This is a genomic window from Actinoallomurus acanthiterrae (genome assembly GCF_054775715.1).
The window spans coordinates 182,306-208,458 of sequence record NZ_BAAHCO010000001.1; the positions used below are offsets into that span (position 1 = coordinate 182,306).

The following is a 26,153-nucleotide window of genomic DNA, read 5'->3' on the forward strand; positions in this document are numbered from 1 at the left end:
TTTCTGGGTTTCCGACGGGTGAAATCTCCGCGGTTGACTCTGCGGAGGACCGGCGGACACGATCGGTCGTACGGTGGTTCCACAACGTCACGGAGGTGCTGCACCATGCCGAAGGTGCTGATCGTCACGGGCGACGCGGCCGAGGATCTCGAGGTGATGTACCCCTACCAGCGGCTGCTGGAAGAGGGCTACGACGTGCACATCGCCGCTCCGGCGAAGAAGAAACTGCAGTTCGTCGTGCACGACTTCGTCGACGGCTTCGACACCTACACCGAAAAGCCCGGCCACACCTGGCCCGCCGACGTCGCGTTCGCCGACGTCGACCCGGCCGAGTACGCCGCGCTCGTCCTACCCGGCGGCCGCGCGCCCGAGTACATCCGCGGCGACGCCGACTGCCGCCGCATCGTCCGGCACTTCGCCGAGGCGGGCAAGCCGATCGCGGCGCTCTGCCACGGCCCGCTCGTGCTCGCCGCGGCGGGAGTCCTGGCGAGCCGCTCCTCGAGCGCCTACCCGGCGCTCGCCCCCGACATCGAGGCGGTCGGCGGCTCCTTCGTCGACAGCGAGGCGCACATCGACGGCTCCATGGTCACCGGCCGCGCCTGGCCGGACCACCCGGCCTGGATGCGCGAATTCCTCAAGGTCCTCCGCGTCGCCGCCCCGGCCGACTGACCGACCGCGCCCGAGCCCACCGCCGCGCCGCCCGTAGCGGCCGGCGCGGCGGTACGCAATGCGCGACGATCACGGCTCGGAGAGCCGCTGATCGGGAATCGGCGGCTTCTCGTGCCTGGATTACTCGCCGTCGGGGCGCATCTCTGCCACGTCGATATCGTCGGCCACGCCCTGTTTCAGGTCAGCCGGTCGACCTCGGGTGCCGTGTCCACCGTTCGGTGGACACGCGAATGACCGGTTCACCGATCGCCTGAGGTGCCCGCTGCCGCGACGCTGGCGGTACGGATGAAACAGCGGTGCGCGTACGCCCTTCCGTAACGCAGGCGCTGTCGCCCAATGCCCTGGATGTGACATGGACGAAAGGGCTACGGCGCTTACGCGGGCGCAATCGTCACCGAGCGGGATGGCAGGCGGAATGGCCTGTGCCCTGGACTCTGACCTCCGACCGAAGGGAAGCACTGATGCATGCAAAAGATGCCGAACTGGCCGGCGCCCTGACCGAGCAGCTCGGCGACGAAAAGATCGTGGCGGCCGCGTACGCCAGGGTGGACACCGCGCTCAGCCCGGCGCGGATGCTTTCGCCGCTCGGCAACTACCTCATCGCCAGGCCGGCAGCCCGCGCGGCGGCGAAGAAGATGACCGAAGAGACCGACATCCCGCTCGACGCTGCCGTCGTCTTCGGCGTCAGCGACGGTGCCCTGCACGTGTGGGCCGCCGACCCGATGCTCAACCGGGTCGGTGAGCACCTCGGCCAGATTCCGCTGGAGCGCATCGCGTCCATCAAAGTCGAGGGCGGCAAGAGCTGGCAGCCGGTCACGATCAGCATGGCCGACGGAAAGAGTGTCCAGCTCGAGGGCCGGGGCTCCATCCATGCGGTGGCGGCCGAGTTCGACAAGCGCAAGGCTGGATAGTGTGCACCGACGGGCAATCCGAGCCCACCGCCGTACGGACCGATGTGGCGGTGGGCATCCGCATTGGGCCTGGCCGACGGACCATGGTCCCGCCTCCTCAGGGACGTTCGTCCCTGGGAGGAACGCCGACCAGCAGAGCAGAGTGGAAGTTGGCCTGCGAGACGGGCGAGGGAGCTCGACCGTACGAATCCGCCAGGACGGGGACTCGTAGGGGAGGGCTGAGAGGCCGGCGGGGGCGATATGCCTCCATAAGACGGCGACCCCCAATACCTGAATCGGACAATGCCGACGAAGGGAAATCGCCTCGCAGGTCTTCGCCGTCCCCGGACAGCCGTGCACCTCGAGAGGGTCCCGGCCACACCGCCGACCGGCAGCAGAATCCGGCTGGGCGAGATCAGCTCACGTCAACGTAGTCACCCGAGCCTGTCACGGCCAGGTACGTCGAGGTCCCGGCGTAGGCCGCTCGCCAGGTGCCGTCCTTGGACGCCGTGAAGCCGTGGGAGAAGTATCCCGTGCGGCTGGTGGTCGCCTTGCCCTCGTACGTCCAGGTCGTGGATCCCTTGGCCTGGAAATAGATCTTCACGCTCTGCCCGGAGAACGCGGTCCACGATGAGCCGTAGCGCTGTAGGTAGCCGGCCGCCGTGATGGTCTTCCCCTTGCGTACCGGTTCCGGTGAGGCGTTGAAGGAGCGGATCCGCGTCCAGGTCTTCGTGTCGACGTAGTCGGAGCCGCTGTTCGCCGGGAGGTACGTGCCGTCGTCCTGGACGGCGGCGCGCCAGTATCCGTCCTGGGTGGCCTTCGCGGTCAGAGTGAACGCACCGTCCTGTTCGAAGGCGAGGCGGTTCTTGGTCGTCCAGGTCTTGCCGTCGGGCGAGAACTGCAGGGCCACGGTGGGATAGGGGGCGGGTTCGGTGCCGCCGTCGCCTGTCCGCCGGAGTACCTGGCCGCGTGCGGTCACGGTGGCTCCGCGGCCGACCGGTTCGGGCGCCGCGTTGAATCCGGTGACCGTCGTGCGCCACTGGGCGGCGACGTACGCGGTGGTGCCGCCCGAGTCGGCGTAGCGGCTGCCCTCACCGGGGGGCGGGAACCGGGCGTCCCACTGGGTGCCTGAGTACTGGGTCACCGGCACGCTGAACGTGCCGTCCGGACCGGTCGTCACCCGTACCGGCGAACCCGTCCCATCGTGCGCCGTCACGAGCACCGGGAGGCCGGCCAGGCCCGCCCATTCTCCGGAGCGGCTCTGCCGTTCCAGACGTCCCGTCAGGACCATGGTGTCTCCGACGATCCCGCGGGTGACGGGTGCCTTGATGGTGAGACGCGTCGGGAGATCAACATGACCGACCATGACCTGGGCGCTCTTGGCCGACCGGTACATCGCGCCGGCCGTCGAGACGGCGTACACGTGCATCGAGTTGGTGAAGCGCGTTGTGAACGTGAAAAGGCCCTGCTCGTCCGTTGTGGTGCTGCCGATGGGATTATTGGGCAGTTCCGGTGAGTGGAAGCTGATCTTCAGCCCGGGTACGCCCGCTGCCGCGGGATCGATGACCTGGCCGGTGATGGTGACGTCCTCGTGCTCGGTGTCGATCGTCGTGGGGTTCACCGCGAACGCGCTGAAGGTGACGTCGCGTCCGTTGTCGATCACCCCGGCGTCGGTCGTCGTCCGGTGGTACCCGCCGACCGTGGTGCCCTCGACGTCGACCGCCACCCGGCCCTCCGGCAGGGTCACCGCTGTTCTGCTCCGCCAGACACCGTTATTGCCGGCTCCCTGGACCAGTTCGAAGTCGTCCACGGTGGCGAGAACCTCGGTCTGGCCAGAAAGACGCAGCCGTGCGACCAGCGTCGCGATGTCGGTGCCCGACAGCGCGGTGATCTCGATCTGGGTGGTCAGTCCCGGCGTTGTGGCTCTGACGCTCCTGACGATCAGCCCGTCCCCGGCGAACGACGCTGGCCCCGTTGCGACGAGCGTGAATGCCGCCATAGCCAGAACAATGGCCGCGCCGATGAGTCTCCGCATACGTAGTCCCCGGATAGAGCCGAACCATGGTCATCTAAACGACGCCATTGGGCCCCATGGCGTTGACACCGCGGAGAACAAAAATTGACGCGTCCGTGCCGACGCACCGCCGGCCAGAGGCGATAGCGGCCTTGTAGACGGCCGAGCAAAAGACAGAGGCCCTGTACCTTCGCGGTACAGGGCCTCTGAGCTGGTCGGGGTGGCGGGATTTGAACCCACGACCTCTTCGTCCCGAAGGAACTTCGGTCTATCGATCTTCGTCCTGGTCGGCTACGAGCCAAGCGGGGCGCCTCTCACCTGGGATTACGCCCGGGGGAGTCGCGGTGAGTCTGAGGGTGCCTGAATGCGTTGGCTCCCAAGATTGGCTCCCCGTGGCTCCCTCTCCGGGCGGGAGAGGAGCCTCCATGGCAATCGAGATCAACGAAGACCGCATGTCCCTCACCGTCGACGGAACCGAGATCGCCACGGCCAGTCGGAGCGGCGAGCGGTGGACCGTCAGCACCTGGCCGGTTCCGCTTTCCTACAACCAGGCGATCACGGCCCTGACCCTGGTCGAGCGCCTGGCCCACGGCTACCGCGACGATGACCCGTTCGTCGCCGCGTGGCGAGAGGAGTTGGCCGGTGATTGACCGGATTATTCGGGCGACAACCACACTGGCGGTAATTGGTGTAGCCGCAGTCGCCGCGGTCATCTCGTATCGGCACGCCTACGAACTGGTGCGCTCACACGGCGAGTCGGGCACTACCGCACGGCTGGTGCCGCTCACCGTCGATGGACTCATCCTGGCGGCTTCGATGGTAATCCTCGATGCCAACCGGCGTACCGGTCGTGTACCAGCATTGGCCGGCTGGAGCCTTGGCGCGGGCATCTCCGCGACGGTCGGCGCCAACCTGGCGCACGGCATGGGACACGGACCAATAGGTGCCCTCGTCAGCGCATGGCCGGCCCTGGCGCTTGTTGGCTCCTACGAACTACTCATGATGCTCATCAGAGCCGAACACGGCACCACGGCAGTGCCGCCTGCGGACAAAGCTGAGTGCCGCACCACGTCATCCGGCAAACCGGACGCACCACCTGAGCCGTCGGACGTACCAATGCTGGAGCAGGCGGTACGGACACGATACGAAGCAGGCTCCAGCCAGCGTGCCATCGCTCGTGAGCTGCAGATCGACCGACGCAGAGTGAAACGGATCATCGAGCAGCCCGCATAAAGAGCAGCCTCTGTACCGGTTGCCCTGGTGCAGAGGCTCCTCTCATACCCCGGATCCCGACTTGGATCGCGAGTCGGTGAGAACTTGCTCTACAGCGATCAAGGACGCCTCGCTGTGCGGGCCGCCCGCGGCCTGCACAGCCCTCGGGCTGATCTGTTCCGAATCGGTCGCCCGCAACGTGTCGATAGTGCCGCCCATAATTGATAAGTCTATAGTTGTCCGGTTTGCTGGTCTGTCGAGTCACAATTGTTACTTCAGAATAGGCTTCATTTTTCACGCAAGAGGTCGTATCATGACCTGAAGGCCATCAAAGCTTGAGGTTAAATATGTTTTTTGAGCAGCGAATGTTTGCGCGGCTTAAGTTCTTCGAAAAGATCCTCGAATTAAGTGAAAACGCATTTGAGGATTTCTTTCATAATCTGATGTCTGCGCGCCATCCTGATTATGTTGATGTCCGCACACATGGAAATATTGGCGACAAGGGTGCGGACGGGTTGGGTCTGCATGACAGAAAATTGTATGCATGCTACGCGCCGCCTACCTTCAACGTTAGTGAGATCGAATCGAAGTTCGCTTCCGATCTGAAGAAGGCAAAAGAAAAAAGAGACGGCGAGTTTGACACTTTCGTCTTTGTGCACAACGATATGCGTGGTGCGCATCCAGAAATATCAAGTGTGTTGGCAGAGGCCGGTCGGGATCACGCACCCCTAAAATTCGATCACATGGGGCGAAGGCGTCTTTGGCATGAGGTTCTCAAGCTTAACGTAGAGCAAGTGGAAGATCTTCTGGGATGCCCAATTCCGATTACTCAACTTGCCTACGGCATTGGCATGGAAGATCTCGCGCCTCTACTGGAGCACCTTAAGGATCAGGCCAAATTTTCCGATCCACTTAAGCCAGTGCCGCCCGTGAGTGAATTGAAGCTCGACTATAATAGACTCGACGGTGATAGCCGTGAGAGCCTTGTTAAAGCATTTCGAAGCACTCGACTTATCGATCAGTATTACACTATGAGGATGGCGGCATACGAGAGAGACGAAGTTGCCGCGGGATTCTCAATTTACTATCAGCAAATAAAGGAAGATTGGGAAGACCCTGAAGATATAATATGGCAACTTGAGATGTACGTGCTCGGGAACATGCACCAAGATCGTCGTACCCATAGAGCAGCGATGGTTGTCTTGGCCTACTTCTTCGAACGGTGCGATATTTTTGAGCAGCCGCCACCGGACTGGAGGCCCGCCAGCGTCGCTGGGAGCTCAACATGATCACGCCAACCAAGGGTATTGAGCCAGACAGAGCCCTGTTGTCAGTAGGCGCGCAAGTTTTGCAGCAGCTCAACGAGCCAACGTCGGTAAGCCAGACATGGTTCAAACTGAAATCGTGGAGGAAAGAGGCAGGACATCAGGCGCCCATTTCCTTTGGGTGGTTCACTCTCGCGCTTGACATTCTCTACGCTATGGGACTGGTAGAGTTCCGCGACGGCCTTTTGATTCGGAGGAAAGTCCATGCTTCGTCGACTCGGAGCTGACGACTCCCGATTCAAAACGCTGAATTTTAATGCCGGCTTGAATCTGCTAATCGCCGATACTACCCCCAAGTCTACTTCTACGGACAGTAGAAATAGTTCTGGTAAGTCAAGCACTATTGAGCTAATTCACTTTCTGCTTGGGGCAAGAGCAGATAAACATCTTGCGACGCGAAAGGCTCTCCGGGACGTTAGCTTTGAGCTTCTTCTTGATTGGCCACAGGTCCCTGAGGGACTTCGCGTCCGCCGTAAGGGATCTGACGCTAATGTGGTAACGCTCGATCCGGACGTCTCGGCGGATTCCGCAAATCGACTCTCTATCGGTCCTGGGCGGGTTGCTGCTGCCGAATGGGTCAACCTCCTTGAGGCAAATCTATTTAATCTGCAGGGCGAGCATGCCGGCGTAAGTGGACGTGTCCTGCTCTCTTTCTATGCGCGCCGCAGCGGCAGTCATGCATTTAACGAGCCGATACGCATTCATTCTCGCCAGTCGGAAGTAGAAGCAACGACGAATTTGGCGTACCTGTTGGGCCTCGACTGGAAGCTTGCGTCTCGCTACAAAGAAATAGCTGCGAGAGAAGCTACTCGGAAACAGTTGCGGCAGGCCGTTAACGATCCCGTATGGGGTCGGATCGTTGGCAATGTCGCAGATTTGCGTGGGCAGATCACTTTGGTTGAGGCGCGCATCGCGAAAGTTGAAGAGCAAATAGCTAACTTTCGAGTTATACCCGAGTATGAGAACCTGAAGAACCGTGCTGATGAGATAGCAATGCGCATTCGCGATCTATCAAACAGTGACGTCGTTGATCGTCGCAATCTTCAGGAGCTGGAAGCCTCGGTGGAGGAATCTACCGATACGGAAGTTCGCTATCTGGAACCGGTTTACGGCGAACTGGGAGTAGTTCTGCCAGAGGAGGTTCGCCGGCGCTTTGAGGACGTTCGCCTATTCCACGACTCCATCGTTCGCAACCGCCGCCGCTATCTCGCTGAGGAAATTTCGTCGATTCGCGAACGCATGGCCGAACGCAAGGCTGAGCGGGAGCGCCTGGGGGCACAGCAGTCCCAGATACTTCGACAACTCAATGAAGGCGGTGCTCTGGAAGCGCTGACTATGCTTCAACAAGCTTATGCGCAAGAACGTGCATCGCTAGAGGCCCTGAGGAACCGGCTTGCGGCAGCACAAGAACTAGAAGCCAGCGCTAGGCAAATCACGGCGATGCGGCTAGAAGTTGAAGAAGAGATGGCCGCCGACCTTGAAGATCGTGAAAGTCGGACTAGGGAAGCCACGCTGCTGTTCGACGAATTTGCGAAAAGGCTTTACGGAGAAGAGCGTGGCGGCTACCTAGCGATCAATGCCGGACGTAATAGTATAAAGATCATTCCTCGTATCGATAGTGATGACAGCCGTGGTATTAGCAACATGGTGATCTTCTGTTTTGATCTTACCGTGGCCGTAATTGCACACCGACATAATAGAGGACCAGACTTCCTTGTTCATGACAGTCATCTATTCGATGGTGTCGATGATCGGCAACTTAAGGCTGCACTGGAACTCGCGGGCGAGACGGTCGATGCAGAAGGAATGCAATACATAGCCATGCTTAATAGTGACGATCTGAATAAAGCGGTGAGTCGAGGCTATGATCCGGGCAATAAGATCTTGTCCCCCCGACTAACTGACGAATACTCAGATGGCGGCTTGTTCGGATTTAGATTTAAGTGACGCGTGAGCTAACTCCACGGGCGTATGCGAACGCTCTCGATCTTGTTGCAGATCGGATGATCCGCTGCCGAGTTGGATTTGGTGGCCCAAGTGACAACCCAGTGACGAACTTCGGCTAGTCGGGGGCCTTGGCTTTCGCCCATACCCGATCAAAGCTTTCGAGGTATGTCTCTGCCATGTCGCCTGCGGCGGCATGCCGGATTCCAATAACTGGCGAGTGGGATGCAGGCACTCCGTAAGCGTGTGTATTGATCAAGACGTCGTTGTCGGCCCGATAGATCGACGCGTAGAGCGCTGTGTCGTGGAGTCGAATCTCTACCCCGTCGATATCGGCAAGAGCTCGGTACAGGGTGAGAGCATTGCGCACCTTGGCGGCGATTGCATCGCCAATCCCTTCACCGGTTCCTCGTTCGGCTACCTGAGACCCTTTTGGATTACCAAGCAAAATCCGTATATGGACGCCTGCGCGTGCCCTCTCCGCGAGAGTGCGGATGATTCCATCATCTTCGGCGAGGAAGAGCGCCGCGTAGGCCAGCACTCCGATGTCTTGTTTTGCTGATAGGAACAGCCGAATCCATTGTTCTCGGGGCACGGCCCACCGATGTGCGTATGCAACCTTGATCTCTGCTGTCCGCTCATTTGAAGCGGTCGTTTCCTTAGTTATTCTCTGGTGCCAGATTGCTTTCTCGTCGAAACCTAGGATCTCGGCGAGGGCGCGACGGTAACGCGGGTATGGCAGACGGCCGGCTACCCATCGCTCGACGGTCTTCGGATCAACGCCAAGCTGTTTTGCTATCGCGGCCTCATCAAGCGTCGAAGCATTGAAAGCTTCCCGAAGTCTGTCGTTCACCGTTTCTCCTCGATGTGAAAACTTGGACCGAAATTCCCGTCGCACGCACGGACTGCACGCACGGACGTCCCGTCCTCGACGTTAGGCCAGCCACTAGGGACGTCTACGGACGTCTCGTAGTCGTCTTAGGACGTCTACGTGGGGATTCAAGACATCCCAAGACGTCCCTTGGCGTCGGTAGAGACGTCGGCCGTTGGCCGGAAGGCTCACCTATAGGCGATGGACCCGATGGGTTCTCAGTGGTGGTTAGGGATTCCAAGACCGCACTGGATTCCAACGTCATCGCATCGGATTGGCGCACTGTCCACAAATCCGACACGCGAAGGAGACGCGACATGAGCGTCATGGAGTCAAGTTCGGACGCGGCCCCCGAAAAGGTCGTGCTCTTCCTGGAAGCACTCACGGCCGCACTCACAAGGCGCGGACTTGTCGCCGAAGCGTTCGGCACAAGGATGGTCTGGGTGAAGAACCCAGCCGCCGACGCTTCGGGCGGCGACCCACGGGCAGCGGCGATGAGCCCCGGACTACGTCAGAGCGTCGTGTGCCAACGTGACGGCGACTCTGGTCGCCTCGCATGGTTCTGGGTGTGGTCGGGACCGACACGAGACGCACCGTCGGAACTGGAGTACCTCTGCCCTGCCGAGTACGTCGAGCAAGCGGCCAATCGGATCACGCACGTCCTGCGACTTGACGGCGCCGACTCGGGAGTGACGCCATGACGGCGCCAACTCTGGTCGACGGCCTGACGCCACCGATCGGGAGCCAGGCCGCCGTGACCGCCTCAATGCTGAAACGTCGCTTCCCCTCAGCCATGGTCTGGTTCGGGACCTTTACGCGAAGGTGGTGGGCGCTGGTATGGGCCAGCGGACGGTGGCAGCTCATCGAAGGCGCCGGGCCGGAAGAACTCACCGGGGCAATCATCAACGCCCACAAGCGATGAAGGCTCCGCGCGTCCGGCCCGTACCGGGGAGGGGCGGTCGCGCGGTAACCCCCGTGACGGTTGCGTCGTTCTGGCGTCACGGGTGACAAGCGGGGGCGCGGCGGTGCCGGAGGTGAGGGGCCGGCGACGTCGTGCCCCCGCGCCCTGATCCCCCCGGCGGGGCAACGACCGGTAGCTCATGGCCATGACACCAGCCCGCCCCGCCGGGGGCACCATCAATGGTGCAGCCGTCGCGGACCGCACCCTCTACGCTGTCACCGCACAGAAGCTGATCAAAGACCTGGCGTGCTAAGCCTTCACGCACGAGGTAGATAGTGAGCCCCAAATCGACCGCCTGGGGAGTGTTTGCGCAGATCGCGGATGCGCTGCGTGGGCGCATCGCCAGAGGTGAATTCGTTGCCGGTGCGCTGCTACCTTCCGAAGCCGCCCTATGTAAGGAGTTCGCTGTCGTCCGTAACACGGTGCGCCGGGCGCTGTCGGTTCTTGAGGACGAGGGGCTGATCGAGACGCTTCCCGGCAAGGGGCGCGCCGTGCGTGGCGACACACCGACGCAGTACATGTACATGCGGATCGCTGCTGATCTGCGGCGCCAGATTGAGATCGGCGGATTGGTCCCTGGGGATCCTGTGCCTAGTGAGGCCGCACTCGTCGAGCAGTACGCCGTTGCGCGGGGCACGGCCCGCCAAGCTCTTGCCCATCTTGAGGCCGCTGGCCTCGTCGAGGTGCAGCACGGGAAGGGACGTTTCGTGTGTAGACGTCCCTAGACGCCGCTCGTACGTCCGTGGACGTCCCTGCGATGTCGCCTAGCGTCGGTGACATGACACAAGCCGACTGGGCGCGTGAGGTCGCCCGCACGTTGCTCCAAGCGCCGATGCCCCGTCGATGGTCACACGTCCAAGGGGTGGCACGGCAAGCCCGAACGCTGGCGCCGATACTCGGCGGTGATGCGGATCTCGTTGAGAGCGCCGCGTGGCTCCACGACATTGGCTACTCATCGAAGCTCGTCGTGACCGGCTTCCATCCCCTTGATGGCGCACGTTACCTGCGTGACGTCGAGTGTGCCGATTCGGTTCTGTGCGGCCTGGTCGCCTACCACTCCTGCGCTATCAACGAAGCTGAGCAACGAGGTCTTGCTACCGAGCTTGCCGAGGAGTTCAGGCCAGCGAGCGAGCTCCTGTCGGATGCGCTGACCTACTGCGACATGACGACGACACCGGACGGAGAACCGGTGGCGGCCGAGGAACGCCTTGCCGAGATTCAGAGACGGTACGGCGCAGGGCACCTTGTCACGCGGTTCATCCAGCGATCATCTACGCAACTCCTCGCTGCTGTACGAACGATCGAGGCCGCGCAAGCAGGAGTTATGTGATCTCGGGAGAGCTCTCGGGAGAAAGAAACCGCTCGATCCGTCTGCGCATCGTACGGTCCATCGTGTAGCTGCGGATGTCGGCGGGCGGCACCCAGCGCACTTCGCTTGATTCGCTGCTGGGAGTCGGCTGGCCCTCGACAGGGCGACCGGTCAGGACGACGGAGAACTCCTGCCGTACCTCGTCGTTGCTGGTGTAGTGGATGACATGCCGCGGGTCGGTATAGATGCCGACCAGGCCGGTGATCTCGGCGGTGACGCCGGTTTCTTCTTGGGTCTCGCGTATCGCGGCCTGGGTGACGGACTCGCCAAGATCGATGGCGCCGCCAGGGAGCGCCCAGTTGTTGTTGTCGGTACGGCGGATAAGCAGGATCTCGCCCTGGTCGTTGGTGACGACCATGTTGACCGAAGGGACGATGCTGTTCGCAGCCGGCGCATTCGGGTCGTCGTAGTAGTCGATCCGTCGCCCCAACGTCATGCCTCCGGTATTGATGTCGCGTCGTCCCAGACGCGCTCGAAGCTCTCAAGGTACGTGTTCACGATGTCGCCACCCGCGACCTTGCGAAGGTGGAGAACCGGTGCGCGCGGCGCGGTCACACCGTAGACGTGCGTGTTGACGAACAGCTCGTCGTCAGCACGGTAGATCGAGTTGTACAAGATCGTTGTGTGGAATCGGAACTCGATGCCCTCGACGCCGCGTAGCGGCCGGTACATGACCAGGGCGTTGCGGATCTTGGCTGCCATGGCGTCGTCCACGCCCTCGTCGGTGCCGCGCTGCGCCACCTCGGGGCTGTCCGGGTCGCCGAGCAGAATGCGCACCCGCACGCCCGCACGCGCCTTGTCCAGGAGGATCTTCTGTACGCCGCCGTCTTCGGAGAGGAAGAGGCCGGCGTAAACGAGGATTCCGATCTCGTGTTCGGCCCGTGAGAACAGACGTCCCCACCCGTCCCGTGGCACGGCCGTGCGCCGTGGGTAGATGTTGATGATCTCGCTATCCGACGCCGTGGCTACCTGCTCGCGAGAGATCGCGTCCGGCCATAGGTAGGTCTCGTCCACGCCGAGATGCGTTGCCGCAGCGTAGCGGTGTCGTCGGTAGGGCGTCCGTCCCTGACTGATCCAGCGCTCGATGGTCTTCTCGTCGACCCCGATGCCTTCGGCCAGCGAGGCCACGGTCATGCCTCGCTCCAGGAGCGCCGCTCTCAGTCTCTCGTTTGTCATCTACCCGACCGGATCAAAGGACGTCTCAGGACTCCTTGACCCTAGTAAGACGTCATGAACACGTCCAGTCATGCTGGTGCTCGTCCGGCCTGATCGGCGCATCTTTGGTGGCGTAAGGAAAAAGCCCCGATCAACTCCGAGCCGAAGCCTCCGTTTCCTCCCCCTCCAAAAATCGCTCTTGAATGCCAGCAGGTTCTTATACAGGACTGGTCATGTTCATTAGTGCAGAGCGTGGGAGGCGAGGTGCCGGCTCTGAGAGGAGAGCCGATGCCCGTTCGCCGGATCACCCTCGAAGCCTGGTGCTGGCACTGCCCGTGCGGCGCCCGAGCCGAGCACACCCACCGCCTGTGCCGTAAGTGCCAGGCACGAGCCGCCTGGAGTCGCCGCATCATGCGGCCTCGCCGTGTCCGCCGTACCGCCCGCGGTCAGCACGTGGCGGTGACCAAATGATCGCCGTTCCGATTGTCACAATCACCGTCGCCATCCTGGGCGTCGTCTTCGTCGCCCTCGTCCTCATCGGCGCACACAGAGAGGCGCCCTGGACCGCCCTGGACGACCAGCCACCTACCCCGCTGGCCGGCTTCGCCCGCGCCGTGCTCGGCGTCTACGTCCGCAAGAACACCAACGACCAGGCCACCGAGCCCACACAGATCACCGAACTCATCAAGGGACGGAGGTGATGCGTGTGCGCCGACTCCCTGACGGTTTCTCCGGCCGTCGCTGCCCATGCGGGGCGCTCATCGAACTCGGCAACCGGCTATGCCGCAAATGCCGATGCCGCGCCCGCTGGCAGCGCCGCAAGGCCCGCAACGACTGGCTGTGAAAGGAGGTGACGCCTCTATGACCGTTTCCGTGCCCCTCGTCGTCATCCTCGGGGTCGGCGCCTGGGTGGCCTGGCGCTACATGGGTCTGCGCGTCTGGCACGCGGTGCTGTGCCTGCTGTTCGGATTCTTCCTCGCCGCGACCAGCGCCGCCCCCGAGATCCATCGCCTGGTGACCGCCGTCGTCCAGTGGCTCACCGGTGCCTGAACAACCCGCAGTCGACCAAAGGAGGCGATGCCTGAGTGCCTGACAATTCCCCCACGACCAGGCGTGATCTGCAGGAGGTCAGCACCCGAAACGACACCGCTCGTCAAATCGTCGCAGGATTCTCCGACGCACTGCCCACCCTCGCCCGCTACTGGCAGACCATCGACACCGCCCTATCCGACATCACCGAACTCGTCGGCACACTCAAGCGGATCCGCCTCGACCACGCGAACCTTCTCGCCGCTGCCCGAGCCACGCTCAGCGCCTACGCCGATGGTGAAGCCGATCACCTGGCCTACCTCCGTGACGAGCTGGACGACCAGGCGGAAGGGCGGGCCGACCGATGAGGAATCGTCAGCTTCGACGCCACGCCCGCAAGATGAGCCGCCACGGCATCCAGCCGATGATGGTCATCAACTCCGACGACGGGCTACCCGACATGATCGGCGTGTTGATCGCCCGCTGGCTGTGGCGCTACCGCTCCGAACTCGCCCCCGTCCATCTGGCCTACCTCACCGCCCTCGCCGCATGGCTCCTCCACGCCACCCACCCGACGTGGTGGCCCGAACTCCTCGCTGCCCCAGTCGTGACCGCCGCGGCGCTCATGCGTTTTGGCCACCGTATGGGCCTGGTTAGGCGCTCGGAGCGGCTGTACGCGGCTCTCGTTGTTATCGCAGTGGGCACGTGGCTCACCGCCGCAACCGCCGTAGGTCCGATGCACCGGCCGCTTCCGCAAGCTCTACTCGTCGGCGGAATTCTGCTGTCAGTGCCGTGGTGGGCACACCGGCGCCGGCGCGTACGGGTCCGTGTCGAGCGCACCCTTGAGTCCTGGCCCCAGATCGCCGAGTCGGTAGGTCTGGCCGGCTCTCGCGTGATGTCCGCCGTGGTGGACGCCTGGGGCTGGACCGCCCGCATGGCCCTGCGCCGTGGACACACCGTCGCCGACGCGATCGGCAAGCTGCCCGCGATCGAATCTGCACTCGGCACCCGCCCGGGCGCCGTCCGTATCGAAGCCGACGCAGCACGGGCCGACCACTTCCTCATGCGTGTGCTGCACACCGACCCGCACGCGCGTCCGATCCCCTGGAAAGCGCCCGAGGTCCGCTCCATCGCTCAGCCGATTCCGCTGGGAGTGTTCGAGGACGCCGCCCTGGCAACCGTGCTGCTGCTGCGCCGTCACGCGCTGATCGGTGGAGTCGTCGGCTCAGGCAAGTCCGGTGTCCTCAACGTCATCCTCGCGGCGCTGACCGCCTGCGAGGACGTGGTGATCTGGGGAATCGACCTCAAGGGCGGCATGGAGCTTCGACCCTGGGTCCGAGCTTTGGACCGCCTGGCCACCACACCCGAGCAGGCGACACGGCTCTTCCGCGACGCGGTGACGGAGCTGGATCAGCGCGCCACCGAATCCGGTCACCATGGCGCACGCGTCTGGGAGCCCACACGCAGACGCCCTGCACTGGTGATCGTGGTCGACGAGTACGCCGAACTCCCCGAGGCCGCGACGGCCTACGCCGACTCGATCGCCCGCCGTGGGCGTGCCGTCGCGGTGACCCTGCTGGCCGCGACCCAACGGCCCACACAGAAGGCCATGGGACACGGCGCTACGCGCTCGCAGATGGACGTGCGCATCTGTCTCCGAGTGCGGGAACGCCGCGACGTCGATCTCATCCTCGGACAAGGAGCGTTCAACGCCGGCTGGCACGCCCACACCCTTGACGCGCCCGGCAAGTTCCTCATCTCCGCCCCCGAACATCCGACCGCCAAACGCGCCCGCGCGTACCTCATCACCGACCAGGACGTCACGACCACCGCCGACCACTACGTGACGCGTCGGCCGATGCTGTATCCACCCCATCCAGTGCCCGAACGTGACGACGTGCAGGGCGAGCCGTCCGACGACTCCCGGCCGTCCGGCGGCGCAACCGAGAGACCAGCCTCGGAGCGGCCGGACACCGCCGAGGGACGCCTCTGGCAGGCACTGCTGACCGCCCCGGACGGAGGGATCTCCGTCCCCAAACTGGTCAAACTCACCGGGCTGAGCCGTCCGACCCTCTACCGACGACTTACCGAGCAAGCAAAAGCCGGGCGAGTGGTCCAGGTGAGTCGAGGCCGATACCGCGCCGCTAGTCCCGAATCCGGCAACGCAGCGTGATCGTCTCAACGTCTCAGTCTCACGCGCGCCTGCACGTAGAGCGCCTGAGATGAGACGTGAGACAACGCCGCAGCGACCACCCAACGTGACGGCAACCCGATGGAGGCAACGCGCGCGGAGAGGAGGTGAGGCACCTGCAGGCGTACACCGTTGAGCAAGTGGCCGAGATGCTGCACATCGGACGCGACAAGGTCTACTTCCTCCTGCGCACCGGCCAGCTACGCAGCATCAAGATCGGCAAGCTGCGCCGGATCACCGACCAGCACCTTGCCGAGTTCATCGAGCGCACGGAGACCAAAGGATTGACCCGAGCGTAGAACACCGTGCTACGTTGCTCTACGAGCCTCGGGGCGCGCCCCAGCAGGGAAGGTCCCGAGGCCACGCCTCTTGATAACCGCATCGACGCGAGCGCGCTCTTCGGTCACACGCACAACCACGATCGACAAGAGAGGACGCTCTACATGACAGGCGACAAGACCACGCTTCCACCCGTACGGGTCGATGCGGCGTTCAAGGAACGCCTCGCCCGTTACGCGGCATCGCAGGAGCGCGACGTGTCGTGGGTCATCAGGAAGGCGATCAAGGAATACCTCGACAGACACGAGGAGGGATCCCTTGGCAAAGATCCTGATCGGTAGGTATGAGGGGACGATCTATCCCGAGGGGGACGGCTACACCGGAGCCATCTCCCTCGGATTCGCCCCCGATGGCAAGCGGAAGCGCCTCAAGAGGAAGGGCAAGACCAAGACCGACGTCAAAGACAAGCTCATCACGGCGGTCGAAGAGTTGGAGTCCGGCATCAAGAGTCCGGAGAACTACACGGTCCGAGACGCCGTCGAGGACTGGTTGTCCAAGGGGCTCAAGGACCGCGACCCGGAGACCGTCAAGACCAATCGCATCCTCGCCGATAAGCACGTCATCCCGCTGATCGGCAAGGCCAAGCTCAAAGACCTGCGCGCCGACGACGTCGACGAGTGGCTCGATGGGCTCACCGCCAAGCTGTCCACGCGGAGTCTCCGCGGCGTGCACGCGATCCTCAAGCGCGCGACTCGCCAGGCTCAGGCACGTGACATGGTGATGCGCAACGTGGCCGAACTGGTCACCACGCCGAAGGGCAAGGCTGGACGGCCGAGCAAGGCGCTCACCGCTGAGCAGGCAACGGCTGTACTGGAGCACGCGAAGTCGTCTCGGCTTCACGCCTATGTCGTGCTCAGCCTCATGACCGGAGTCCGCACGGAGGAAGCCCGTGCGCTCCGGTGGGATCACGTCGTGGCGTGGGTGAACGACGACATCGGATGGCAGCCCGTTAGCGAGGCGGGTTTCAAGCACAAACGCTTTGCCATCTACGTCTGGCGCTCCGTACGCGCCCACGGTGACACCAAGACCGAGAAGTCACGTCGCACGCTGGAACTACCTAAGCAGGCGATCGAGGCTCTTCGGGAACATCACAAGCGCCAGGCGGCCCAGCGTCTCAAGGCCGGCAAGGCGTGGCAGGACCGGAACCACGTGTTCTGCTCACCGACCGGAACGCCGCTAGATGCCGCCAACGTGCGGCGTGCGTTCCGGCTGATCACCAAGAAGGCGAAGATCGGGGAGAAGTGGACTCCCCGCGAACTCCGTCACTCGTTCGTCTCGATCATGAGTGACAACGGCGTGCCCATCGAGAACATCGCCGATCTCTGCGGGCACTCCAGCACGGCGGTCACCGAGGAGGTCTACCGGCATCAGCTCAAGCCGGTGATCACCAAGGGGGCCGAGACGATGAACACCATCTTCGGCGACAAGTCCGCGAAGTCCGCGTGACGATGGCTCCCCGTTTGGCTCCCAACGGCCAACAAGATCGAAAAAGGGGCTCCGGACTAAGTCCGAAACCCCTTCTTACCAGGTACTTCAGCGTCGGGGTGGCGGGATTTGAACCCACGACCTCTTCGTCCCGAACGAAGCGCGCTGCCAAGCTGCGCTACACCCCGGTGGCTACAGGTCGTCTTCAACGCCTGCGCCTCGACGAGTCTAGCGGACTTTTGACCCTGCCCGCGCCACAGTATCCCGGCAAGCGCGTCGAAGACGCCCGTACGAGCCGGTCCCCGAGGCGGCTCGTACGGGGTCGACGGGGTCAGGCGGCGACGGCGTCGATCGCGGGGGTGCGGATGGTCCGCCGGGCGGTGCCGATGCTCGCGGTGAAGGTCAGGGCCACGGCGAGGGCGACCATTCCCAGGAAGATGCCGGCGCTGGAGTGCGGGAGGAAGGCGTCGGCGCGGGCGCTGCTGTACGGAATGCTGGTGAAGAGGGAGGCGAGCGCGCCGAACAGGACGCCGGTGGCGGTCAGCACGGTGCTCTCGAGTACGACCACGTGCAGGACCTGCGCGGGCGTCGCGCCGGACAGCCGTTGCTGCCCGAACTCGCGGCGGCGGTGGGTCGTCGCGGCGACCAGAGTGTTGATCAGCATGATGGCCGCGAACAGCACGATCATCGCGATGACGACGAGGTTGAGGGTCTCGATGTTCTTCTGATCGGCGGTCTTGGCGACGCCTGCGGCGGCGGTGACGGCGTTCTCGGTGCTCTGCATGCAGAGGGTGCCGATGCTGATGCCGGTGAACAGGATGATCGGCATCAGCGCGGTGGCCATCTGGTTGCTGCGCCGGCGGAGGTTCTGCACGGCGAGGTGGCCGCTCGCCCCGCCGAGGCGCTCCAGTGGAGCGGCCACGATCGCGATGACCTTCCGGATCAGTGCGGGTCCGAGCAGCGCGAACCCGATGGCGGCGAGGCCGTCGGCCGAGCCGGCCGTCGACATGGCGTCCGTGGCCTTGTCGCGCATCGCGGTGACGGTCAGCACGGCGAGGTACACACCGAGCGCGAGGAAGACGCACGCCGCGATGATCCGCTTCTTGGTCATCCGGCCCGATTCGGTCGAGGCCTCGATCATGGCCTCCGCCGCCCGTACCCGGGTGGCGCGGCGGGCCGCCAGCATCGCGGCGGCGGTCGCGGCGATGAAGGTGATGCCGAGTCCCATGCTGAGGGCGATCGGCCCGAAGACGTACTTCACGTTCGGCGCGATCTGGTGGGTGTGGACCAGCATCGCGAACAGTCCGTGGCCGGCCAGGAGCCCCAGCGGGATGGCCGCAGCGGCCGCGGTGACGGCGACGACGGCCGCCTCACCGACGATCATCCGGCGGACCTGGGCGGGCGTCGCGCCGATGCTCTTCAGCAATGCCAGCTCGGTGCCGCGCTGGCGCACCGAGAGGTTCAGGGTGGAGGCGACGGCGAAGATCACGATGAGGAGGCCCCAGCCGCCGACGACGTTCGCCATCGTGATCAGCGTCGTCCGGTTGGCCGACGGCACTCCGTCGCCGACGGCGGTGTCGAGGAGGGAGGTGAAGGCCATGAGGATCGTCGCGCCGAGGAAGATCGCCAGGAAGCTCGCCGTGAAAGCGCTGGCACGTCGCCGCAAGGATCGGAGTGCGAGAGCGAACATGGTCACACGCCCGCCGTCTCGTGCCGCTCGGCGACGGCGTCACCGAGATGGGTCATGCGCTCGGCCACCGCCTCGGCCGTCGGCTGCTGCATGCTTCCGACGATCCGGCCGTCGGCCAGGAACAGCACCCCGTCGGCGTGAGAGGCCGCGACCGGGTCGTGCGTCACCATCACCACCGTCTGCCCGAAGTTCCGCACGGCCTCCTGGAGAAGGGCGAGGACCTCGCGGGCGCTTCGGGTGTCGAGGGCCCCGGTCGGCTCGTCGGCGAAGATCACGCTCGGCCGGGACACCAGGGTCCGGGCGATCGCGACGCGCTGCTGCTGACCACCTGACAACTCCGCCGGCAGGTGGTCGAGCCGACCGCTCAGCCCGACGCGCTGGAGGATCGTCTCGCAGTACGCGCGGTCCACCTTCCGCCGGGCCAGCCGCATCGGGAGCATGACGTTCTGCATGACGGTCAGCGTCGGCAGCAGGTTGAAGTGCTGGAAGATGAACCCGACGTGCTGCCGGCGGAACTTCGTCAGGGCCGTCTCATCGTCCGCGGTCATCTCGGCCCCGGCCACGAGGACCTGTCCTCGCGTCGGCCGGTCGAGGCCCGCCGCGCATTGGAGCAGCGTGCTCTTGCCCGAGCCCGACGGCCCCATCACCGCCGTGAACGTTCCGGCCGGCAGCGTCAGCGACACGTTGTCGAGCGCGGTGACCTGGGTGTCCGCCTCACCGTACGTCTTGCTGACCGCGAAGAGCCGCAGGGCCTCGGCCGTCCGTGCGGTGTCTCCGCGCCGCGTTCCTGCCATCGTCTACCTCCCGGTGGGCGCCCCGTGCGCCGTACATGGAAGACGCTATGGGCGGCCGAAGATCGGGACGATCGGCGTAACACGCCGATCGGGGGTGGAGGTAGTGACACCCCCACAAGGCAGGAAGAGCCACCCGCCGTACGGAGCGCATCGGCGACCGCGAGCGGCGCATCGGAGATCGCGTGCAACCATCCACGGATCGCGTCCCATCTACCGGGCATGGAGCAAGCGACGTGAGCCGCGTGGACGACGAGTACACCGCGCACGTCCAGGAACTGTTGCCCCGGCTGCGGCGGACGGCGTATCTGCTGTGCGCCGACTGGCATCGGGCCGACGATCTCGTCCAGGCGACGATCACGCGGCTGTACGTGAAGTGGCGGCGGGCGCGGGCGGCGGAGAACCTGGACGCCTACGTGCGGACCATGCTCGTGCGGCAGTTTCTCGGCGAGCAGCGGACCGGGTGGCGCTCCAGGGTGAGTGTGGTGGCGGACACTCCGGAGCCGGTGGCGGCCGGTTCGGACGTCGACGCCGGGTTGGACGTACGGCGGGCGCTGGCGGCCGTGCCGGCGCGGCAGCGGGCGACGTTGGTGCTGCGCTTCTACTGCGACCTCACCGTCGACCAGACCGCGGAGATCCTCGGATGTTCGTCCGGGAACGTCAAGAGCCAGACGTCCCGGGGGCTGGCCGCGCTGCGGCGGATTCTCGAGTCCGCGTCCGTACGTGAGGAGGGGGCGTGACGATGAACGAGCATGAGATCAAGACGTTGATCGCGGAGATGACTCGAGAGCCACAGCCCGTATCCACGATCGACGTCGCACGTGCGGTACGGGATGGGCACCGGAGGCGACGCAGGCGGTCGCTGCTGCAGATGGGGGCCGTCGTCGCCGCCGTCGGCCTGATCGTGGGCGGGGTGAACGTCGTGGCCATCGGCCGTAAGGCGTCCGCCCCGATAACGACGCGGACCGATGCGCGGTTCGACCCGCTGGTGCGGTCCGCGGACTTCGGCTGGCTTCCCAAGGGCATGACCGAGCGATCCGTGGACATCGGCATCGGATACATCTCCCTGCAGGCGCGTACCCCCAAAGGGCGACCGTATGAATTCTTCGGTCCCCAGGTCGGTGTGACGCTCTTCCCGGCCGGACGGCGGGTCGACGCCGAGGCGGTCGCGCGGGTGTCCCGCGCCATGGACGAGAAGTGCCCCCACGGGGAACAGGTCGGCGATGCGCCGCGGATCGATGGCCGGCCGACGCAGTGGGTCTACGCGCGTGACGTCGCCGGCACCCACTGCCGCAGCACTCCGGTGGAGCTCCGCTGGCAGTACGCGGCGGGAGCCTGGGCGGTCGCGAAGATCGCGCCTGACGCGGGTCTGGTGGACGAGCGTACGGCCTATCGCCGGATCGCCGAAACGCTGCGGGTCGGTCGGACCACGCCGGTGGGCCTGCCGTTCCGGCTGACGTACGTACCGCCGGGCCTGCACGTCGTCGGGACGACGGACGAGCGGAGTTCTTCCACCGGAGAGAAGTGGCGGACCTCACTCGACCTGTCCGCGGACGCCGATGGCCCGCCGCCCGGCGGCTATTCCGACGACAAGCACACGCCGATGAGCATCAGCGTCGAGGTCGTGCCCGCGACGGCGGTCGATCCGGCCGATGAGGCGGGGCCGCTGAACACGACCATCGACGGCCACCCGGCGTTCCGGGACAAGAGCGACGACGGCTCGGAGGTGCTGCGGGTCGCCGGAGTCCACGGCGCCCAGGTGAGGATCATCGCGTTCAAGGCAGGGAACGGTGTCCCCCTGCGAGTGCTGCGTGGCCTCCAACTGCTGGGCCTGGACCGTGCGACCTGGACGACCAGACCGGTGGGCTGAACGGACGATCCCTGACGGACGCCGCTCCTCAGGGGCGGTGTTCGCCAGGGATCAGGGCCGGTACGGCTCAGGCGGACGGGACCAGGGTCAGCAGCGAGGCCTCCGGCGGGCAGCAGAAGCGCACCGGCGCCCACGGAGAGGTGCCGAGGCCGGCGGAGACGTGCAGCCAGGCGGGGCCGTGCCGGTTGAGGCCCTTGACGCGGGCGCGGTCGATGCCGCAGTTGGTGACCAGTGCGCCGAACATCGGCACGCAGAGCTGGCCGCCGTGCGTGTGGCCGGCCAGCAGGAGCTGGTAGCCGTCACTAGCGAACCGGTCGAGGTTGCGCGGCTCGGGCGAGTGCATGACGCCGATGCTGAGCGGGCCCTTGGCCGGGCCGGCGATCTCGTCGTAGCGGTCCTTGCCGATGTGGGAGTCGTTGATGCCGCCGAACCAGATCTCGGTGTCGCCGGCCTTGAGCGTGCCGGTGGCGTTGTTGAGGTCGAGCCAGCCCGCGGCGGTCATCGCGGCGCCGAGCTCGCGGTACGGCAGGTCGGGGACGGATCGCTTGTTGTAGTCGGTCCGGCTGGTGCGCCAGAGGTAGCGCGCGGGGTTCTTCGGGACCGGGGAGTACATGTCGTTCGAGCCGTAGACGAACACGCCGGGGCGGTCCAGCAGCGGCCCGAGCAGGTCGAGGAACGGGCCGATGGCGTCGGGGTGCGAGATCGAGTCGCCGGTGTTGACGACGAGGTCGGGCTCGAGGGCGTCGAGCGCGCTGACCCACTTGATCATCCGGCGGCGGCCCGGGGTGAGGTGCGTGTCGGAGATGTGCAGGATCTTGATCGGCCGTCTGCCGGGGGCGAGCACCGGCACGTCATAGCGCCGCAGTCGGAACCAGTTGCGCTCGATCAGTGAGGCGTAACCGACTCCGGCGATCCCGGTGCCGACGACGCCCAGGGGGACCCCGTATCTCTTTCGCACGCTTCCATCGTGCCAGAACCGCGCCAGGATTATTGCCGGGCGCCGAAGCCCGTGAGCAGGGCAAGATTGTTCTCATGTTGAAGGAGAAGCTGCGGGCCGACCTGTCGGCCGCGATGAAGGCACGCGATGAGGTGCGCACCCGTACGCTCCGCATGGCGCTGACGGCCGTCACCAACGAGGAGGTCGCGGGCAAGCAGGCGCGCGAGCTCTCCGACGACGAGGTCGTCAAGGTGCTGCAGCGGGAGTCCAAGAAGCGCCGTGAGGCGGCCGAGGCGTTCGCCGACGCGGGCCGTACGGAGCAGGCCGAGGCGGAGCGGGCCGAGGGCGTCGTCCTGGAGGACTACCTCCCAACCCAGCTGTCCGACGACGAACTGGCCGAGCTCGTCCGTACGGCGATCGCCGAGACGGGCGCGGAAGGGCCCCGTGCCATGGGCCAGGTGATGAAGGCCGTGACGCCGAAGGTGGCCGGCCGCGCCGACGGCAAGAGGGTGTCGGGAGAGGTCAAGCGCCAGCTCACCGGCTGAACGGGCAGAAGAGGCAAAAGAGAAGGTCCCGTGCGCGGCTGGAGCCGCGCACGGGACCTTTCCGTTCCGGTCAGTTGCCGAACGGGAACTTCGGCCAGCCCTTACGAGGCTTGCCGTTCTTCTTGCCCCGGCCGGAATCCGGGCTGCCGTTGCCGTTGCTGACGAACAGCAGGACGGTGGTGTCCTGGTCGACCTGGCTGCCGGCGCTCGGCGACGTGTACACCACGGTGTTCACGGGCTGGTTCGAGTCGACCGCGCGAGGGGAGACCTGCACCGAGAACCCGGCCTTCTCGATCTGCTGCTTGGCCTGGGCCACGGGCAGGCCGTGGACGTCCGGCACCTTCGACTGGTCGAGGTTGGCGAAGTCGTTCACCGGCGTGTGGAACGACGACGGGCTCACCCCCCTCAGCGCGCCGTTCATCGACGACCTCCAGATCGGCGCGACGTCCTTGCCGTAGACCCCGGGGTTCCGGTTCGCCCACGGTGCCGCGGGGTCGCCGTACCAGACGGCCGCCGCGAGGTCGGGGGTGTACCCGGCGAACACCGCGCAGGTGAAGCTCTCACACGTGCCCGTTTTGGCCGCCGCGGGACGGTTGAGACCCATGCCCTGCGCCGTGCCCTTGGTGAGAACGCCCTGCAGGATCTTGGTGACCTCGTCGGCGGTCTCGGAGTCGACCGCCTTGGAGCACTTGGACTTCGGCACCCGGATCTTCTTGCCGACGCTGTCGGTCACCTCGGTGATCGCGATCGGCGTGCAGTACTGGCCGCGGGCGGCCAACCCGGCGTAGGCGGCGGCGAGGTGCGTGACGTCGATCTCGTTGGCGCCGAGCACCTGGGAGGGCACCTGCTTCAGCGGCTTGCCGTCCGCGCGGTTCAGGCCGAAGTTCTGCGCCATCTTGACGGCGTCGCACAGGCCCACCCGCTGCTCGAGCTCGGCGTAGAAGGTGTTGATCGATTCCCAGGTGCCGGTCTGCAGGTTGGCGGTCTTGCCCTTGGACTTCTCGGCGTTCTGCACGGGCCACGGCTCGGTGCCGCCACCCTTGCAGTCGCGGTAGCCCGAGACCGTCGTGCTGTACGGCGCGGGGAGCGTGGTGCCCACGTCGATGCCCTTGTCGATCGCCGCCGCGAGGGTGAAGACCTTGAAGGTGGACCCGGCCGAGTAGCCGAGGTTGCCGCCGTGCGCGTAGTCGGCGGCGAGGTTGAGGGTGGTCTCGCCCTTCTTGACACTGTCGCCGTACGTCTTGCTGACCACCATCGCCTTGATCTCGCCGGTGCCCGGCTTGACCATCGCCTCGGTGGCGGTCCTGCTGTGGCTCGGGCGCTGGGCGAGCGCCTGCTGCGCGGCCCGCTGGGCCTTCATGTCGATCGTGGTGCGGATCGTGAGGCCGCCGCGGTAGAGCAGGTGGAAGCGGTCCGTGGACGTCTTGCCGAACGCCGGGTTGCCCATGATCTCGTTCTTGACGTATTCGCAGAAGAACGGCGCCTTGCTGGCGACGCAGTCGCTCTTGGGCTGCTTGGGGTGCAGCTTGATCTTCTGGGCGGCGGCCTGGTCGGCCTGCTGCTTAGTGATGATCTTCAGCTCGGCCATGCGGTAGAGCACGGTGTTCCGCCGCTGGAGCGCGTGGTCCGGGTAGATCGTCGGGTCGTAGTAGCTGGGGCTGTTCGTAGTGCCGGCCAGGAGGGCCGCCTCCGGGAGCGTGAGCTGCGAGGCGTCCTTGCTGAAGTAGCGCTGGGCCGCCGCCTCGACGCCGTACGCGCCGGCGCCGAAGTAGGCGATGTTGAGGTAGCCCTGGAGGATCTGGTCCTTGGTGAGCCGCTTCTCGACGTTGACGGCGTAGCGCAGCTCCTTCAGCTTCCGTCCGAAGGTGGCGGCCTTCGCGGCGTCCACCTCGGCCTGGTTGTCCGCGGCCTCGACCAGCAGGTTCTTGATGTACTGCTGGGTCAGCGTGGAGCCACCCTGCTTGACGCCGCCCTCCTGGGCGTTGGTGATCAGCGCCCGGACGGAGCCCTTCATGTCGAGGGGACCGTGCTGGTAGAAGCGGGAGTCCTCGATCGCGACGACCGCCTTCTGCATGATCGGCGCGACCTGGTCGAGGCGTACGGACTCGCGGTTGTGCTGGAAGAACGTCGCGATGACCTGGCCGTCCGCGGAGTAGACCGTGGTCCGTTCCGGCGGCGGCTGGATGTTGAAGTCGGTCGGGAGGTCCTTGAACCCGTCGGCCGCGTCCCGGGTCGCCATGCCGGCGCTGCCGACGGCCGGTAGGGCGATGAGACCGACCAGAAGCCCGGCCACGATCGCTGCGCCAAGGAGGCGTAGCAGCTTGATGATGGCGTGTTCCTGATCTGATCTCTGAGTCACGGGACATAGGTTACGCGGGACGAGAGGTGCATATGGGACACCCCGTGAAGAGGGATGACTAGTTCGTTGCCTTCCTATGGCCCGTAGGGGCTATCTCAAGAATGGACCCTACGGGGGCTGTTGAAGCGCCGCGCTCTTCCGTAAGTTTCTCCCCACGGCTTTCGTATGGCGGCCTGACGTCCGCGCCCGTCCGGCCGGGGCTCGCAAACGACAACCGACCCAAGGGGAGTGGGGCCAAGATGTGGATCACGGATTGGACCGCCCGCGCCGCCTGCCGTAACGCGGATCCCGACGCGTTGTTCGTGCAGGGAGCGGCTCAGAACCGGGCCAAGCTGATCTGCCGCGGTTGCCCAGTGCGCACCGAGTGTCTTGCCGACGCTCTCGACAACCGCATCGAGTTCGGCGTATGGGGTGGCATGACGGAGCGCGAGCGCCGAGCGCTGCTCCGCCGTCGTCCGGACGTCTCGTCGTGGCGAGAGCTTCTGGAGACCGCCAAGGAGCAGTACGAGGCGACGCAGGACCCGGACGAAGAGCTCGTCGCGAGCTGATCGGCCGATCGACGGCCTG

The 26,153-nt window shown here is 65.0% G+C and carries 30 protein-coding genes and 1 tRNA gene; 22 read left to right on the forward strand and 9 right to left on the reverse strand.

From position 1 onward, the window contains the following. Nucleotides 1-105 precede the first annotated feature (105 nt). Together ACYVF7_RS00955 and ACYVF7_RS00960 are read left to right on the forward strand one after the other, a co-directional pair. Nucleotides 106-669 carry a DJ-1/PfpI family protein gene (locus tag ACYVF7_RS00955; RefSeq protein WP_460333338.1) on the forward strand — a complete coding sequence of 188 codons (564 nt, stop codon included), beginning with the start codon at nucleotides 106-108 and terminating at the stop codon, nucleotides 667-669. Nucleotides 670-1,130: 461 nt separating this feature from the next. Beyond that, a complete protein-coding gene (locus ACYVF7_RS00960) occupies nucleotides 1,131-1,580 on the forward strand; it encodes a hypothetical protein (protein WP_460333341.1) in 450 nt (149 codons plus the stop codon). 394 nt (nucleotides 1,581-1,974) lie between these two features. Here the strand turns inward: ACYVF7_RS00960 and ACYVF7_RS00965 are convergent, their stop codons facing one another. Then, complete coding sequence (locus ACYVF7_RS00965; RefSeq protein ID WP_460333344.1) at nucleotides 1,975-3,558, reverse strand: hypothetical protein; 1,584 nt, start codon at nucleotides 3,556-3,558, stop codon at nucleotides 1,975-1,977. Nucleotides 3,559-3,998: 440 nt separating this feature from the next. Here ACYVF7_RS00965 and ACYVF7_RS00970 point away from each other — a divergent pair, with 440 nt between their 5' ends. From ACYVF7_RS00970 to ACYVF7_RS00990, 5 genes are all read left to right on the forward strand, one after another. After that, nucleotides 3,999-4,223 carry a hypothetical protein gene (locus tag ACYVF7_RS00970; RefSeq protein ID WP_460333347.1) on the forward strand — a complete coding sequence of 75 codons (225 nt, stop codon included), beginning with the start codon at nucleotides 3,999-4,001 and terminating at the stop codon, nucleotides 4,221-4,223. Continuing rightward, nucleotides 4,216-4,806, forward strand: coding sequence for a DUF2637 domain-containing protein (locus ACYVF7_RS00975; RefSeq protein ID WP_460333350.1), 591 nt, complete (start codon nucleotides 4,216-4,218; stop codon nucleotides 4,804-4,806). Before ACYVF7_RS00970 ends, ACYVF7_RS00975 begins: the two co-directional genes overlap by 8 nt. A gap of 326 nt (nucleotides 4,807-5,132) precedes the next feature. Further along, nucleotides 5,133-6,074, forward strand: a complete 942-nt coding sequence (locus tag ACYVF7_RS00980; protein WP_460333353.1) for an ABC-three component system protein — start codon at nucleotides 5,133-5,135, stop codon at nucleotides 6,072-6,074. Further along, nucleotides 6,071-6,337 carry an ABC-three component system middle component 6 gene (locus ACYVF7_RS00985; RefSeq protein WP_460333356.1) on the forward strand — a complete coding sequence of 89 codons (267 nt, stop codon included), beginning with the start codon at nucleotides 6,071-6,073 and terminating at the stop codon, nucleotides 6,335-6,337. The genes ACYVF7_RS00980 and ACYVF7_RS00985 overlap by 4 nt, the downstream gene beginning before the upstream one ends. Beyond that, the gene (locus ACYVF7_RS00990; RefSeq protein WP_460333359.1) at nucleotides 6,315-8,057 is read left to right on the forward strand and encodes an ABC-three component system protein; all 1,743 of its coding nucleotides are present in this window, start codon (nucleotides 6,315-6,317) and stop codon (nucleotides 8,055-8,057) included. The genes ACYVF7_RS00985 and ACYVF7_RS00990 overlap by 23 nt, the downstream gene beginning before the upstream one ends. Before the next feature lie 115 nt (nucleotides 8,058-8,172). On the opposite strand, the gene ACYVF7_RS00995 is transcribed toward ACYVF7_RS00990, so the two are convergent. Further along, entirely contained in the window at nucleotides 8,173-8,907 is a 735-nt protein-coding gene (locus ACYVF7_RS00995; RefSeq protein WP_460333362.1) for an XRE family transcriptional regulator, read from the reverse strand. A gap of 335 nt (nucleotides 8,908-9,242) precedes the next feature. Between ACYVF7_RS00995 and ACYVF7_RS01000 the strand changes: the two genes are divergently transcribed. The 4 genes from ACYVF7_RS01000 to ACYVF7_RS01015 all read left to right on the forward strand — a co-directional run bounded on the left by ACYVF7_RS01000 (nucleotide 9,243) and on the right by ACYVF7_RS01015 (nucleotide 11,216). After that, the gene (locus tag ACYVF7_RS01000; protein ID WP_460333364.1) at nucleotides 9,243-9,626 is read left to right on the forward strand and encodes a hypothetical protein; all 384 of its coding nucleotides are present in this window, start codon (nucleotides 9,243-9,245) and stop codon (nucleotides 9,624-9,626) included. Continuing rightward, nucleotides 9,623-9,847 (forward strand): hypothetical protein, encoded by a 225-nt coding sequence (locus ACYVF7_RS01005; RefSeq protein ID WP_460333367.1) that lies wholly within the window; start codon nucleotides 9,623-9,625, stop codon nucleotides 9,845-9,847. The genes ACYVF7_RS01000 and ACYVF7_RS01005 overlap by 4 nt, the downstream gene beginning before the upstream one ends. 314 nt (nucleotides 9,848-10,161) lie before the next feature. Further along, nucleotides 10,162-10,611 (forward strand): GntR family transcriptional regulator, encoded by a 450-nt coding sequence (locus tag ACYVF7_RS01010; protein ID WP_460333370.1) that lies wholly within the window; start codon nucleotides 10,162-10,164, stop codon nucleotides 10,609-10,611. 53 nt (nucleotides 10,612-10,664) lie between these two features. Continuing rightward, nucleotides 10,665-11,216: an HD domain-containing protein gene (locus tag ACYVF7_RS01015; protein WP_460333373.1), complete on the forward strand. Its 552-nt coding sequence runs from the start codon at nucleotides 10,665-10,667 to the stop codon at nucleotides 11,214-11,216. Here ACYVF7_RS01015 and ACYVF7_RS01020 read toward each other — a convergent pair. Both ACYVF7_RS01020 and ACYVF7_RS01025 read right to left on the reverse strand, forming a co-directional pair. After that, the gene (locus ACYVF7_RS01020) at nucleotides 11,209-11,685 is read right to left on the reverse strand and encodes an NUDIX hydrolase (protein ID WP_460333376.1); all 477 of its coding nucleotides are present in this window, start codon (nucleotides 11,683-11,685) and stop codon (nucleotides 11,209-11,211) included. The genes ACYVF7_RS01015 and ACYVF7_RS01020 overlap by 8 nt on opposite strands. Before the next feature lie 2 nt (nucleotides 11,686-11,687). Next, the gene (locus ACYVF7_RS01025; RefSeq protein ID WP_460333379.1) at nucleotides 11,688-12,431 is read right to left on the reverse strand and encodes an XRE family transcriptional regulator; all 744 of its coding nucleotides are present in this window, start codon (nucleotides 12,429-12,431) and stop codon (nucleotides 11,688-11,690) included. 446 nt (nucleotides 12,432-12,877) lie between these two features. Here ACYVF7_RS01025 and ACYVF7_RS01030 point away from each other — a divergent pair, with 446 nt between their 5' ends. From ACYVF7_RS01030 to ACYVF7_RS01060, 7 genes are all read left to right on the forward strand, one after another. Beyond that, nucleotides 12,878-13,111, forward strand: coding sequence for a hypothetical protein (locus tag ACYVF7_RS01030; RefSeq protein WP_460333382.1), 234 nt, complete (start codon nucleotides 12,878-12,880; stop codon nucleotides 13,109-13,111). A gap of 160 nt (nucleotides 13,112-13,271) precedes the next feature. After that, nucleotides 13,272-13,460 (forward strand): hypothetical protein, encoded by a 189-nt coding sequence (locus tag ACYVF7_RS01035; protein WP_460333384.1) that lies wholly within the window; start codon nucleotides 13,272-13,274, stop codon nucleotides 13,458-13,460. A 35-nt stretch (nucleotides 13,461-13,495) separates the two neighbouring features. Next, nucleotides 13,496-13,807: a hypothetical protein gene (locus tag ACYVF7_RS01040; RefSeq protein ID WP_460333387.1), complete on the forward strand. Its 312-nt coding sequence runs from the start codon at nucleotides 13,496-13,498 to the stop codon at nucleotides 13,805-13,807. Next, nucleotides 13,804-15,612 carry an FtsK/SpoIIIE domain-containing protein gene (locus ACYVF7_RS01045; protein WP_460333390.1) on the forward strand — a complete coding sequence of 603 codons (1,809 nt, stop codon included), beginning with the start codon at nucleotides 13,804-13,806 and terminating at the stop codon, nucleotides 15,610-15,612. The genes ACYVF7_RS01040 and ACYVF7_RS01045 overlap by 4 nt, the downstream gene beginning before the upstream one ends. 125 nt (nucleotides 15,613-15,737) lie before the next feature. Further along, nucleotides 15,738-15,929 carry a helix-turn-helix domain-containing protein gene (locus ACYVF7_RS01050; RefSeq protein WP_460333393.1) on the forward strand — a complete coding sequence of 64 codons (192 nt, stop codon included), beginning with the start codon at nucleotides 15,738-15,740 and terminating at the stop codon, nucleotides 15,927-15,929. Nucleotides 15,930-16,073: 144 nt separating this feature from the next. Then, entirely contained in the window at nucleotides 16,074-16,250 is a 177-nt protein-coding gene (locus ACYVF7_RS01055; protein WP_460333396.1) for a CopG family ribbon-helix-helix protein, read from the forward strand. Continuing rightward, the gene (locus ACYVF7_RS01060) at nucleotides 16,228-17,415 is read left to right on the forward strand and encodes a site-specific integrase (RefSeq protein ID WP_460333398.1); all 1,188 of its coding nucleotides are present in this window, start codon (nucleotides 16,228-16,230) and stop codon (nucleotides 17,413-17,415) included. The genes ACYVF7_RS01055 and ACYVF7_RS01060 overlap by 23 nt, the downstream gene beginning before the upstream one ends. Before the next feature lie 93 nt (nucleotides 17,416-17,508). Here the strand turns inward: ACYVF7_RS01060 and ACYVF7_RS01065 are convergent. From ACYVF7_RS01065 to ACYVF7_RS01075, 3 genes are all read right to left on the reverse strand, one after another. Continuing rightward, a tRNA-Pro gene (locus ACYVF7_RS01065) sits at nucleotides 17,509-17,582 on the reverse strand. Between the two features lie 143 nt (nucleotides 17,583-17,725). Continuing rightward, nucleotides 17,726-19,060 carry an FtsX-like permease family protein gene (locus tag ACYVF7_RS01070; RefSeq protein ID WP_460333401.1) on the reverse strand — a complete coding sequence of 445 codons (1,335 nt, stop codon included), beginning with the start codon at nucleotides 19,058-19,060 and terminating at the stop codon, nucleotides 17,726-17,728. A 26-nt stretch (nucleotides 19,061-19,086) separates the two neighbouring features. Then, nucleotides 19,087-19,878 (reverse strand): ABC transporter ATP-binding protein, encoded by a 792-nt coding sequence (locus ACYVF7_RS01075; protein ID WP_460333404.1) that lies wholly within the window; start codon nucleotides 19,876-19,878, stop codon nucleotides 19,087-19,089. 233 nt (nucleotides 19,879-20,111) lie between these two features. Between ACYVF7_RS01075 and ACYVF7_RS01080 the strand changes: the two genes are divergently transcribed. Beyond that, nucleotides 20,112-20,615 (forward strand): SigE family RNA polymerase sigma factor, encoded by a 504-nt coding sequence (locus ACYVF7_RS01080; protein WP_460333407.1) that lies wholly within the window; start codon nucleotides 20,112-20,114, stop codon nucleotides 20,613-20,615. Continuing rightward, entirely contained in the window at nucleotides 20,612-21,745 is a 1,134-nt protein-coding gene (locus ACYVF7_RS01085; protein ID WP_460333410.1) for a hypothetical protein, read from the forward strand. The genes ACYVF7_RS01080 and ACYVF7_RS01085 overlap by 4 nt, the downstream gene beginning before the upstream one ends. Nucleotides 21,746-21,812: 67 nt before the next feature. Here the strand turns inward: ACYVF7_RS01085 and ACYVF7_RS01090 are convergent, their stop codons facing one another. After that, on the reverse strand, nucleotides 21,813-22,703 hold the full coding sequence (locus ACYVF7_RS01090) for a metallophosphoesterase (protein WP_460333413.1): 891 nt from the start codon (nucleotides 22,701-22,703) through the stop codon (nucleotides 21,813-21,815). A gap of 74 nt (nucleotides 22,704-22,777) precedes the next feature. Between ACYVF7_RS01090 and ACYVF7_RS01095 the strand changes: the two genes are divergently transcribed. Then, nucleotides 22,778-23,227, forward strand: a complete 450-nt coding sequence (locus ACYVF7_RS01095) for a GatB/YqeY domain-containing protein (RefSeq protein WP_460333416.1) — start codon at nucleotides 22,778-22,780, stop codon at nucleotides 23,225-23,227. 70 nt (nucleotides 23,228-23,297) lie between these two features. Here ACYVF7_RS01095 and ACYVF7_RS01100 read toward each other — a convergent pair whose 3' ends face one another. Beyond that, nucleotides 23,298-25,586, reverse strand: coding sequence for a penicillin-binding protein (locus ACYVF7_RS01100; protein ID WP_460333418.1), 2,289 nt, complete (start codon nucleotides 25,584-25,586; stop codon nucleotides 23,298-23,300). A 239-nt stretch (nucleotides 25,587-25,825) separates the two neighbouring features. Here ACYVF7_RS01100 and ACYVF7_RS01105 point away from each other — a divergent pair, with 239 nt between their 5' ends. Continuing rightward, entirely contained in the window at nucleotides 25,826-26,134 is a 309-nt protein-coding gene (locus ACYVF7_RS01105) for a WhiB family transcriptional regulator (protein WP_360900099.1), read from the forward strand. Nucleotides 26,135-26,153: the final 19 nt, after the last annotated feature.